12 protein-coding genes are annotated in these 12352 nt (G+C 59.7%); all 12 read left to right on the top strand.

Features of this window, described 5'->3' with window-relative positions; genetic code table 11:
• Positions 1 to 8: 8 nt before the first annotated feature.
• Positions 9 to 1301: a DUF2201 family putative metallopeptidase gene (locus P9292_RS01465; protein ID WP_309852798.1), complete on the top strand. Its 1293-nt coding sequence runs from the start codon at positions 9 to 11 to the stop codon at positions 1299 to 1301.
• Positions 1302 to 1636: 335 nt separating this feature from the next.
• Positions 1637 to 2686: an ATPase, T2SS/T4P/T4SS family gene (locus P9292_RS01460; RefSeq protein WP_309852795.1), complete on the top strand. Its 1050-nt coding sequence runs from the start codon at positions 1637 to 1639 to the stop codon at positions 2684 to 2686.
• A gap of 12 nt (positions 2687 to 2698) precedes the next feature.
• A complete protein-coding gene (locus tag P9292_RS01455; RefSeq protein WP_035967777.1) occupies positions 2699 to 3052 on the top strand; it encodes a hypothetical protein in 354 nt (117 codons plus the stop codon).
• A gap of 46 nt (positions 3053 to 3098) precedes the next feature.
• Positions 3099 to 3362, top strand: a complete 264-nt coding sequence (locus P9292_RS01450) for a conjugal transfer protein (protein ID WP_404989488.1) — start codon at positions 3099 to 3101, stop codon at positions 3360 to 3362.
• 11 nt (positions 3363 to 3373) lie between these two features.
• Complete coding sequence (locus P9292_RS01445) at positions 3374 to 5836, top strand: type IV secretion system protein VirB4 (protein WP_309852789.1); 2463 nt, start codon at positions 3374 to 3376, stop codon at positions 5834 to 5836.
• On the top strand, positions 5794 to 6627 hold the full coding sequence (locus P9292_RS01440) for a type VI secretion protein (protein ID WP_309957827.1): 834 nt from the start codon (positions 5794 to 5796) through the stop codon (positions 6625 to 6627). Before P9292_RS01445 ends, P9292_RS01440 begins: the two co-directional genes overlap by 43 nt.
• Positions 6628 to 6641: 14 nt before the next feature.
• Complete coding sequence (locus P9292_RS01435) at positions 6642 to 7679, top strand: type IV secretion system protein (RefSeq protein WP_309936363.1); 1038 nt, start codon at positions 6642 to 6644, stop codon at positions 7677 to 7679.
• Positions 7679 to 9028, top strand: coding sequence for a TraI domain-containing protein (locus P9292_RS01430; RefSeq protein WP_309852781.1), 1350 nt, complete (start codon positions 7679 to 7681; stop codon positions 9026 to 9028). The genes P9292_RS01435 and P9292_RS01430 overlap by 1 nt, the downstream gene beginning before the upstream one ends.
• Positions 9025 to 10896: a conjugative transfer system coupling protein TraD gene (gene traD / locus P9292_RS01425; protein WP_309852777.1), complete on the top strand. Its 1872-nt coding sequence runs from the start codon at positions 9025 to 9027 to the stop codon at positions 10894 to 10896. The genes P9292_RS01430 and traD overlap by 4 nt, the downstream gene beginning before the upstream one ends.
• Before the next feature lie 9 nt (positions 10897 to 10905).
• Entirely contained in the window at positions 10906 to 11424 is a 519-nt protein-coding gene (locus P9292_RS01420) for a hypothetical protein (protein ID WP_309852774.1), read from the top strand.
• A 28-nt stretch (positions 11425 to 11452) separates the two neighbouring features.
• Positions 11453 to 11635, top strand: coding sequence for a hypothetical protein (locus tag P9292_RS01415; RefSeq protein ID WP_309936365.1), 183 nt, complete (start codon positions 11453 to 11455; stop codon positions 11633 to 11635).
• Positions 11628 to 12242, top strand: a complete 615-nt coding sequence (locus tag P9292_RS01410) for a DUF4400 domain-containing protein (protein ID WP_309852767.1) — start codon at positions 11628 to 11630, stop codon at positions 12240 to 12242. Before P9292_RS01415 ends, P9292_RS01410 begins: the two co-directional genes overlap by 8 nt.
• Positions 12243 to 12352 lie beyond the last annotated feature (110 nt).

The following is a 12352-nucleotide window of genomic DNA, read 5'->3' as shown; positions in this document are numbered from 1 at the left end:
GGGGCGTCATGGACCGCAACGATGTTGTGCTGGGCAGTAGCGCGGTCCATCCGCGCATTGCCCGGCAGCGAACCGAGCTCGTGCTCTCGCAGCCGTTCTTCGGGGCGCTCGCGCTCCGTCTGAATGTCCGCGAGGATCCGTCCGCTAAAACGTTCTGGGTGGATGGCGAGACGTTAGGCTACAACCCGACATATCTGGAGTCACTCAGTGACCTCGAAGTGCGCGGCGTGGTTGCGCACGAAGTCCTGCACGTGGCCAACGGCCATTGCTGGCGGCAGGGCGCACGCGACCCCGATCGATGGAACGATGCCTGTGACTACGCGATCAATCCGATCGTGCTGTCATCGGGCATGGTTCTGCCGAAAGGGGCACTCGTCGATGCGCGGTACACGGGCAAGTCGGCGGAAGAGATCTACGGTTTGCTGACGCAGGAGGCGAAGGAAAAGCAGCAGAAATCGCCGCCCAAGCAGCCGCCGCAGCAACAGCCGCCGCAGAGCCAACAGCTGCAGCCCGGTCCAAACGGGCTGCCGCAGCCAGATGCCAGGCAAGCGTCTAAGCCCGGTGGCCAGGACGGCGCTGCGCCGGGGCAGTCGCCCGGCGATCAAGCTGCACCACCTGGCTCGTTCGGTGAAGTGCGGCCCTTCAAAGGTCCGGACAAGCCGGTGAAGGAAGCGGAGTGGAAGGTTGCCGTAACGCAAGCCGCGAAAGCGGCCGCGATGCGCGGGAAGCTTCCGGGCGATCTGCAGGCGATGGCAGGCGAAGCGGTGCGGCCGGTCGTCGACTGGCGGGCGGTGTTGCATCGTTTTGCGCAGCAGTCGTCGCCGTCAGACTACAGCTTCGCGACGCCCAACCGGCGGTATCTGCATCTCGGGTTCTATCTGCCCGCGTTGCATACACCGGCGATTGGCGATGCGGTTTTCGTGCGCGATTCGAGCGGTTCAGTGTTCGATGAAACGCAGGCGCAGTTCGACGCGGAGATCCTCGCTGTGTTCCATTCGTTGAAACCGGCGCGGCTGATCGTGATGGATTGCGATACGCGCGTGACGCAGGTGCAGATTTTCGAGCGGGGCGACTCGCCGGAGATCAAACCGGTGCGCGGCGGAGGTGGGACAGCGTTCATTGACCCGTTCAGTCGCGTGGCGCAAGATGGTTTGAATCCCGCCTTTCTGGTCTATCTGACAGATATGGACGGGCGCTTTCCAACGGTCGCGCCGCATTACCCCGTCCTCTGGGCATCGACCACGCCCTTGCCGCGCGCCCGTAAAGCGCCGTTTGGCGAAACGATGGAAGTGATTTGCTAACCCGGGCTTGGCCCGAACATCTGATGAAGAACGAAGCCCCGCCACGCGCGGGGCTTTTTTGGTTTACGCCTCTTGTGGGCGCGACAACCCCAGACCGGTAACATCGATAGGATCGGCTTATTCGAAGAAAGAGATACGTTTTCATATCTCTTTTCCCCTAACCAGAATTATCATGATAATTCCTAGCGCACCGTTGTTTAAACGTGCGCGCAGTGCCCGAAACGCGCTCTCCAGCTAGTGCTGAAAGCCGCTCGATTTGAGTTCTCTTTCCAAATCCGCAGGCACAGCGCAACCACAACAATACTCGACATGTTAGATCGCTCACAAAGCATCGCATGTCCGAATCTGCCGACAATCAACTCTTAAAGCTGCGCCCGCTCGAAGCAGAGGCCGTGCGCATGTTCTTCCATGCGCTTTCGCCGCTGCGCGAGCTGCTCGACGCCCCCGACCTCGCGGAAATCATGATCAACGATTACCGCAACGTTTGGGTGGAACGGCGCGGTGTGATGACGCGGGAAAACATCGACCTGCGCCCCGAGCAGCTCGAAGGCGCGATCCATTCGCTCGCCTCGTCTGTTGAAAAGTCGGCGAAAGCGGGAAGCGATAAAGGGATCATCAACGCGGGCCACAAGAATCTACGTATCGCGGCGGTCATGAGCCCGACGTCGATCGACGGGCATGCGCTGAGCATCCGGAAACATCGCGAGTCAAAGCTCACGCTTGCCGATTACGTGAGCATGGGAGCGTTCTCGGCAGCGAACGCTCGGCCGGAGTACGCGGAAGCGATTCATTTTGAAGAGGGCGCTCAGGACGAAGCGCTCATGCGTGCGCTCGTTGCGCTCGTCCAGTCGCGCAAGAACGTGCTCGTCGCCGGTGGCACGTCCGCCGGTAAGACGACGTTCCTCAACGCGCTGATCGAACAGATCCCGTCCGACCAGCGGGTGATTTCCATCGAGGACACGATGGAACTGAAGCTGCACGTGCCCAATCGGGTTCGGTTGCTCTCGAATGCCGACACCAACGTGACGACGCAGCTGCTGGTCGCGCTGTGCCTGCGCTTTCGCCCCGACCGCATCATCGTGGGTGAAGTCCGGGGCGGCGAAGCCTACGACCTGCTGCAGGCACTCAACACCGGCCACGATGGCGGCCTCGCATCCATCCACGCAAACAACGGGCGCACGGCGCTGAGCCGCCTCGAATCGCTCGCCATGCTGGGCATCCCGACCGGATCGCGGTGGGAGCTGGAAGACATGCGCAAAAACATCGCTGACTGCTTCAACTACGTCGTGCATTTCAAGCGCACCGGCGAGATGCGGCATGTCTCCGAGATCCTCGAAATCAGGGGATTCAAAAACAACGATTACGACCTACAACGCGTTTTTTAACGGGAGCATCAAATGAAGGGCAAGAAGGTACTCAACAGAGCCGCGACGGTGGCAAAACGTCTGCGTCCGGGCAAGTCCATGCTGGTCGGCGCTCTTTTGAGCGTCGTGTCAGTTGCGGCAATGGCTGCGGGCGATTTTTCGAATCTGACGGGTTTGACCGACATTATCTGCACGATCAGCAACCTGATCAGCGGCCCGTATCTCTACGGCATCGGCATCGTGCTCATCACGCTGGGCGGCGTCGCGGTGGCCAATTCGGAAAGCAACATCGCGAAGACCTTCTCGGTGGTGCTCGTCGGCCTCGGTATCGCATCGGTGGCCGTTCCGATCATGCAGAGCCACTTCCACATGGCCAACGCCTGCTGATATGCGCCAACACAAGGTTAGTCGGGGCCTTTCGCTGCCGCGCCAGATGGGCGGGGCAGACCGGGGGCTCGCCATCTTCAACGGGACGATGACCGCGTTGCTCTGCTACACGAGTTGGAGTCCTGCGTTTCTTGTCGTCGGCGTGCTGGTGCATGTCTTCCTGCGCTGGAAGAGCTCGACTGACCCGTGGTGGCGTGTCGTGATGCTCGTCTACAACCGCTACCCCGACGTTTATGAGCCGGGGCCGAGCCGCCGCTTCAGTGCGCGCTTCAAGCGTCCTTACGGTTTCGATCAGGATCTCCCATGTTGAGGCGCGGAACCATGCTGAAAATGATGTTCACCAAGCGCGCGGTGCAGGAGATCGCACCGTGGGCGACGATGGTCACGCCCGAACTCGTGCTCAACAAGGACGGGTCGCTGCTCACGGTGTTCGAGTTTGAAGGCATCGACGCGGACTCGCCGAATCCCGGCGACATTACGGCGGCGCGGGATAACCTCGACCATGCGTGCCGTAACTTCGACCATCGCGTGACCGCGTGGTGGCGGATGTCGCACCGTCGCGTACGCGGCGGCATCGATGGCAAGTTCGCGTCCGAGGCTGACGCGCGCGTTGACGCCATCAATCAGGCGATCATCGGAAGCGGCAAGTACTTCAAGAATTCACACTCGCTCGCGCTCGCTTTCACGCCGGAGACTGGCATCTCGCGGATCTTTGACAAGATCAGCTATCACATGACGGTGGGTGGCAAGAACCTGGCCGTTTCCATGTTCGAAGCCGCGAAAGACACGGTCCTTGCGCGTAGTGCCTTCGCGTTCGACCTCACCAAGATTCGGAACGAGATCAAGCGGTTTGAGGCGGTGATTGACGGCTTCACCGGCGGCGTCACGCGCCTCAAAATGAGGCGACTCCAGCTTCAAAATGTGCTGTCGTTTCTGCACCAGCGAGCGAACCCCTCAACGCCCAAGCGCCGGGTGCGGTACCCCGTCACGATGCTGGACACGCATCTGACCGAGACAGAAGTGACGATCGGCGCAAGCGAATTGATGTTCGAATCTGCGCACGGCAAGGTGTACGCCCGCATCATTGGCATCAAGGAATGGATGGGATTCCAGGAGGCGGCGCTCGACGTGCTCTCTCAGGTCGATGCGGAACTGGATGTCTGTGTGATGTTCCGCTTTCTCGATACCTCGCGCGCGAGCTCGTATATCAAGAAGATTCGGGGCTTCTACAAGGTCGCGGCGTTCAATCCGGTTGCGATCCTCAAGCAGTGGGCAACGAAGGAAGAGCAGAAGAACGACGAAGGCCGCGAGATTCTTGCCAAGGAAGCCGGCGACGCGCTCGCGAAGCTCGACGCGGAAGGCCAGCAATACGGTTTCGCGAACATCTCGGTGGTTGTCTACGGCAGCACGCCGGAAGAGTGCGACGACGCGACCCGTCAGGTGGTGGGCGTTATCGGCAACGCTGGTTTCGGCGTAATCTTGGAAAAGACCAACCTCTTCGCCTCGTGGAGCGCGACGCTGCCGGGCCGCTGGGATCAGCAAAGACGCCTTCAATTCGTCGAGACACCGGCCGTGTCCGATATCGCGCCGCTGTGCAGCGTGGGCGAGGGCTCGAAAGTCAATGAGTGGCTGACACAGCAATCCGGCACAAAAACCGGTCCGCTCACTTGCCTGCCAACGCGCCATCGCACCCTGCAGTATTTCGACTTGCATCACCCGGGCGGCAAGGCACACACCCTCGTGGTCGGTCCCATTGGCGCGGGCAAGTCTGTGTTCCTCAATTACCTGATGACGCAGACCGGCCGCCACGACGCACGCCGCATCCGCTTTGACAAGGACCGGTCGACCCGCATCCCAACGCTTCTTGGCGGTGGACGGTTCATCGACGCGACTGGACGCTTCGAGGCGGCAACGTTCGTCAACCCGCTGTCGCTGCTCGGCGAAGAAAGGCACTGGTCCTACGTTGCGGATTGGGTACAGCTTGCCATCGAAGACGAGGACTACAACTGCACGCCACAGCAACAGACGGAAATCTACGACCGGATCAAGACGCTGGCGTTGGGCTTCCCCGCTGAGAAGTGGCGCCTGTCGAGCCTCATCACGCTTCTTTCGGCAGACTTGCGCGAGCGGCTTCAGGTCTGGACCGAAGGCAACAAGAACGGCAAGTTCTTCGACCATGCCGAAGACGGGTTTGCGATCTCCGATGACTTGTCTATCGAGATGGGCGACCTGTTCCAGAACTACCCGGTCGCCGCTGCCTTGTTCATGGACTACGCGTTCTATCGCATCGCGCAGATCCTCGACGGCAAGCGCTACACGGTGATCGAAATCGAAGAAGCCGGCTTCTTCTTCACCTACCCGAAGTTCTACGCGCGACTTGAAATCTGGGCGGTGACGATCCGAAAGCTCAATGCGGCGCTACTCATGGCGACACAATCGCTCGGACAGCTCGCGCGGGTGCCCAACTTCGAGATTCTCAAAGAGAACATCCCGAACCTGATCTATCTGCCGAACAGCGACGCGATCAATAACCAGGGCCTGTACCGCGACGTGTTCGGTCTCACACCGCATCAGATCAAGATGATCTCTGACGCGGTACCGAACCGCGACTACCTATGGGTGACGGCCAAACAGAGCCGGATACTGCAGGCCCAATTTCCGAAAGAAGCGCTTGCCTACCTCCGCTCGGACGGCCGGGCTCAGGCGCTTCTTGATAAGCACGTCAAATCCGGAAGCCCCCAGTGGCAGGAGGAGTACGTGCGCGACGTACTCGTCAACGCTTAACGCTTCACCTAGAAGGTACCGCCATGATGAAAAAACTGCTTCGCTGCATCGCAGCCACCGGCGTGTTGACACTCAGCCTTGTTCAGCAAGCCAATGCGAATATGCCGGTGTTCGACGCATCGAACTTCATCCAGAACACGATGACGGCGGCTGCCGCCGTCAAGGGTGAGGTTTATCAGGACTCGAACCTCGTCTATCAGTACCAGATGATGCTCAATCAACTTAAGCAGGCGACCAACCTAAACCCTGCGGCGATGCTGGCGCAGTTCAACAGCATCAGCAGCGACATCACGAGCCTCTCGAAGTATACGGACGCGCTCAAAGACCTCTATGGCGGGCTGCAAAGCAACGCGGAGTACGCAACGAAGGTCCAGTCGCTGATTACGCAATCGGGCAAAACACCCGATCAGTGGTTCGCGGACCAAAACACGCTGCTGCAAAGCAACGACAAGACGGCCAAGCAGCTCTTTCAACAGGGCAATGATGTGATGTCGCATGTGAGCACGCTTGCGCAGCGCCGTCAGCAGATCCAGGACCAACTGAACATGTCGCCGACGATGGAGGCAACCGCGCAGCTGACCACGCACATGCTGGACATCATCTCCAGCCAGAACAGCGATCTGCTCTCGTTGATGGCAGCGAAACAGCGTAGCGATGCCGTGAAGGACTCGGCAACGGTCGCAGAGCAACAAGTGAACAACAACGCGCAGGCCGCCTTGAAGGCCAAGCAGGACCGCGAACGAGCCGCGTTTGATGCATCGATCGGCTCGGCAACAAAGTTGGGGCAGTGATGAACCGTAGAGTTATGCAGCGAGTACGCGCTCTGCTTCTTTCTTTCATCGTAGCGTTTGTGGGCGTCGTGGGCACGTCGACAATGGCGCTTGGTCAGACAACGAGCACGACGAACATAGCGACGACTGCTACTCCATCTGGAACGTCGGGCTCCACCGGCTCCGCAAAAGGAAATGCGGTCGCGAGCAAAGACGGCGACTTTGCGAACGGCGCGGCGAGCGCGGCGAACCAAATCCATGTTTTGCTCGGCAACGTCGTCGCCACAGCCGTCTCGGCGAGTGCCAACGTCATGGACGAAGCCAACAAGTTCGCATGGGGCCTCGGGGTGATCTCGCTGGTACTGATGGGCGTACGGTTCGCGGGGACGAATCACCCGATTTCGGCTTGGGTCGACCTGTTTGAGGAACTGGCGACCCTCGGCATTTTTGTCGCGCTCTACCTTGGCTATAGCACGTCGGCCTCGGGCTTCTGGACCTGGTTTGAGCAGTTGGCGGCGCATATAAGCGGGGGCGAGAACGGATCGGTGGGCGCCGCCATGGCGAAGCTGGCAGGCGTCATGTTCGACGCGGTGAAAAGCAAGTTTTCGATCTTCGGGTTAATGGACCTCGGCGGGTCGCTTGCGGACGTCATCGGCTTGGTGATAGCAGCAGCTGCCATGTGCCTTGCCTCCATCGTTTTCGTCTTTTTCACGGCGATTGGCCAAGTCCAGGCGGCAGTGGGCATTGTGCTGGGGCCTATCGCCATAGCACTGGGCTTTTCGTCGTACACGCGCAGCTACTTCAAGAAGTGGCTCGACTGGATGATTAGCGCCGGCATGTATGTCGTCGTCGTCTCAATCTTGGTCAAGCTTGTCGGGGAGTCGATCTCATCGGCAATAACGAAAGCAACGCAGGTCGGCGGCACGACCACTATGAATGGCGCTTACGTCATCGACCTTTCGATTTTCGTGCTTTTGCTGTCGTTTGAAATCCCGAAGCTTGCGACGATCTTCGGCGGAGGTGCGACCGCGACCGGAACTGGCCCGCTCAAGCTCCTCAAGGGAGGTCTGTGATGGGCGCGATGCACGAACCAATCGCGGCCGAAGAGCTTTTCGCGACCCATCTGAAGCGGATCGAACTGGTGCGGCAATGCGCCAACGAAAGTACCGAGGCGGAGTTCGCCCGTAGGTGGCTATCGGTGCTTCGCCGTACTGCGATGTGGTTCTCGTCGATGCCACTCACGCCTGAGTTGCATTGCGAGCCGGGCGGAGCGTTCCGCGCGACTATCGAATCGACGTTTTACGCAATGCGGCTGGCGGGCGGCCAAAAGTTTGCCGCCGACCTGACTTCGGATAAGCGACGCAAGCTCGAGCCGCAGTACAACTACGCGGTGTTCTTGGCGGCTGCTTGTTCACTGCTGGACGAGCCGTTCCGCCACTTCGAGTTCGTCAGGCAGGCGGACCAGGAGAAGTGGAACCCCGCTGCGCATGGTGCGTTTGGCGCGTGGATCGGCACGAAGCCTTACGCCGTGGTGCGGCGTGTGGCGCCGCTTAGGGGCGAGCGTATGCGTACGGCGCTGCTCGCCCAGACGGTCATCACGCCGGAATTGCTTGCGGGCCTTGATACGGCTGTGCATTCTGACCTGTTCAATGCCATCAATCCCGAACGCAGTCCTCAAGGGTTCGAAGCGTTGGTGCATAAAGTCGTGCGACAGGCGATGGATGTCGCCGTGGACTTCGAGCGGAAGGCGCAACGCGCGGTGTTTGCCCCTGTGAAATTCGACGTACCTTCGGCGGTCAATGTTGCGCTGGCGCTCGAGCCGCAGTTCGTCGCGTCGCAGGCGCAGCCAGCGGCCGGCGAACCTCCTCACGGTGCCGCCCCGGCCCACTCGGCCGCGGTCGCGCCAGTGGCCCCGGAGTCGGGGCAGGTCCCATCGCAGGACACCGGCATGCGTGTCGACTCCGAGCAGGCACAGGCAGCGCCAACTGCCGGGCCCCAACTTTCGAAGCCATTGCTCGACGCGCTGGCGGCCGCCGCCGGTCAACCCGCTGCGAACATCGAAGCAACGCCGCAGCGGCCCGCGGCTGTGGATCCTGCAGCGGCGCGTACCCAAACGCGCCGCAACGCATCCAAGAGCGGTCCAACGGATGACGAGTTAAATGAGATCCTCGGTCCCGGCTCAGCGATGATGAAGGAATTCTTCAAGGCGCTCGCCGGCGACGTGGCCTCCGGCAAGGCAAAGGTGGTCTGGGAAGAGAAGGGCTTGGCGGTGCAAAAACGTCTGGTCGGTGCATACGGTATGACCAGCGACACGCTGGTGGAGCAACTCAAGAAGCGCAGTCTGCTCCTGCGTGCCCACGGAAACGATATCTGCATCGTCGAGCGCGCGGGCAGACTGATCTCGGAGCGCCCGGCCGCATGAAGTACGTCAATCATTTTCGTCCGATCTACGAATTCCGGCCTTTCCTCCTTTGGCCCCTACTGATCATCGGCATCCTGCTGTCGGGCATGCCCTACGGCTGGGCATTCGCGCTCGTAGGCGCTCTCATACTGCTGATTCGAGGCTTTCAGGTCTGGAAAGCCTTGAGCTTTCGCATGGCGATCTCCACGAAGTGGCTCAGCAAGATCCATATCGATAAGCTGCTTGCGACGCAGCAGCTTATGAAGAAGCAAGCGGATTCGATGTATCTGGGGACAGGTTTCGAGTGGACGCAGAAGCATACCCAGATCGCGCACGAGATTCTTCGCATGCCCGTCACAGACATTCCGTCGTTGCCGAAATGGCTGTCGAAATCGGAAATCGGCCGACGTGTCGAGGCGCGCATCGAGGGACTTTTTGGTCCTCAGGATAGCGTGCGCGATCGCATGCCCCAGGGCTCGTCGTGGATTCACGGCATGGAACCGAAGAAAGTCCGTGTGCCGTTCCACTACAAGGCGATGGGCGGTCACACGCTAGTGGGCGGGACCACAGGTGCAGGTAAGACCCGCACCTACGAAGTCATCTCGACCCAGGTCATTCACAACCCGAATGACGTGCTCATCATCGTCGATCCCAAGAACGATGACGAGTGGAAAAAGCGCGTTGAAAAGGAATGTGCGCGCGCCGGCCGGAAGTTTTTGTATTTCAATCAGGCCAAGCCGAACGAGTCGATCCGCCTCAACCCGCTTGAGAACTGGTCCCAGCCTTCGGAAATTCCCTCTCGCATTGCCCAATTGATGGAAGAGGGCCCGTTCCGCGATTTCGCGTTTCTGTTCATCGACCGTGCGGTCAAGGGCGAACTCTACGTGGGCGATAAGCCGAACCTGCGCTCGATCCTGAAATACGCGCAGTCTGGCATCGGCACGCTGATGGAGCGGTGCCTTCGTCGCTTCTTCGTTGAGAACGGCCTGACGAACTGGGAAGAGCTCACAGTCGCGTCGACGGTCAAGGACGCGCAGCGCCGCAACGATGTGTCGCTCGCCGACGGCATGGCCAAGCTCTATCTCGAGCGGTTCGCTGCGCACGATCGGGGCCACGAAACCATCGACGGCCTGATTGCGACACACACACATGATCGCGAACACTACATGCGCATCATTGCGTCCGCCTTGCCGCTGCTCCAAATGCTGGCCACCGGCGAGACCGGCTTAATGCTTGCGCCAAAGGCCGACGATTTCGAGGATGAGCGGGAAATTTGGGACATCGACAAGATCATCAAGCAGAAGGCGGTCCTCTACATGGGCCTCGATTCGCTGTCGAACAACATCGTGCAGAAGGCGATCGCCTCGATGGCGCTGTCTGATGTGGCTGCCGTGTGCGGCGCGATTTACAACTTCTACGCGGTGAAGCCAGACGTCGTGCTGATCATCGACGAGATCGCCGAGGCTATCAACGAGCAGGTGATTCAGATCTTGAACAAGGGACGTGGCGCAGGATTCAAAGCCTTTGTTGCCTTCCAGGCACGTGCCGACCTCGAAGCGAAACTCGGAAACGCGGCGAAAATGCTGCAGGTTTTGGGGAATTTGAACAACCAGGTCTGTTTACGATTGGAAGATAGCGATACCGCCAAGTGGTTCTCGGACAAGGTGGGCGAGACAGCGATTCGAGTGATCAACATCTCGAACAGCACCAACACCACGACCGAGGCCCATGCACTGGAATTCAGTGGCTCGCAGTCGCGCTCGATCCAACTGGAGAAGGTGCCGCTGATTCCTGTGAAGCTGCTTCATAGCTTGCCGAATTTGCAGTACTTCATGCGCATCTCAGGGGGTGCCGTGTATCAGGGTCGAATTCCCATCATCGAAGGCTAATTAAACACTATGTCCGCTGCATACAAAAACATCGTTCGCGACCACAAGCTTTCGCATAGGCTCATTCAGGTCTTCAATGTCGCACCTGATCTCGAGCTCGCGTGCTCGCGAGTGGCCGATTTCGTCGGTGAGCGGTTTATGGGAGACAAGGGGCCCTTGGCCGCTGAAATGATCGAGTCAGCGCTCGACGGCTACAAACGCGCGAAGCGCAAGGGCGATCCGCATATCGCCTTCATGCAAGGCTTGTTCGAGAAGGCGCTGACACTTTACGCCCGTCGTTACGTGGCACGCCACGGCGACAAAGTCTCGGTGTGGTGCCCGATGGTCGAAGCGATTTCAGCTTTCGAGGCTCGCCACGTCGAGCACCACCTGGAGATGGTTGAGGAACGTTGTCCGGACGAGATCACTGAGCGGACCGCCGCGTTTCAGCTCGCCGCACGGGTTCTGCATGGCGAGACCTTCCGCCGTTACTTCGAGGAATATGATGTCGCTCACCGTTACGATCATAGCGAAGCTGTCGGGAGTTGATTTCCGTACGGCTCAGCGCGCCTGTGACATGGCCGGGGCTTTTGACGGTGAGGTCCACGCTGGGGTGCCCGAAGAATTTACCTACGGCGCGGGCGCCCGCTGCTATGCACTCGCGACGATCGCGGAGACACGGCCAATGCTGTTTTGGGGCGGGCTTCTCGCAATCGTGGCCGTTCCGTTGCTTGCGCTCGTGAAGGTGCTGCATGGCTAGCCGCTTTGGATCGCACCTGAAGATTTGGTTTTTGCTCGTCCCTGTGTTGTCAATTGCAGTAATGCCCGCTATTCCCGAGCGCAGCCTCTTCGAGGTACCCGAAGCTGAGTCTCGCTCGCTGGTCGCCTCCGTCGGGCAAGAGCGGGCCGACGAAGCCGTACGGCATGCCAACGAGGCTTTCCGCCACGCGTTTGTAGACAGTGGGCTGTTGCATCGCACACTGAGCGCTTCCGGCAATGTCGGCGGCATGAACGATGGCGGATTTTCAAGCTTCGCTCACACGTGGACAGAGAACTTCTGGTTGCTTGTCTACCGTATGACGTTACGCGCGATGGTCATGAAGATGTGGATCGTCGGAACGCTGCTGTTTGCGTTTGGAATGTTCATCGATGGGACTGCTCGGCGAAAGATCAAAGCGTCGGCAGCCGGGTTCGTGAGCCCACTGTCATTCCACCTTGCTGGCCACGGTCTGCTGCTTGTGACCGGAACCCTCTTTGGCGTGCTGGTGGTGCCGATTCCTGTGCTGCCCGGTTATTGGGTCGCCGTTGCCGCGATGCTGGGCGCGCTCCTGTGGAAAGCGGCTGAGTCTTTCCAGTCGTTCAGATAGAAATCGTTGGATGCGCGGGGCGGGGAAAGAGATGCGTTTTCGTGCCTCTTTCCACGAATCCAGCATTATCATGATAATTCCTGGCGGCTTCGACGTTGGCACACTACGAA

The sequence above is a fragment of the Caballeronia sp. LZ001 genome, assembly GCF_031450875.1.
GTDB lineage: Bacteria > Pseudomonadota > Gammaproteobacteria > Burkholderiales > Burkholderiaceae > Caballeronia.
Note: the sequence above shows the minus strand (reverse complement) of the source record. Positions and strands in the feature narration are given on the sequence as shown.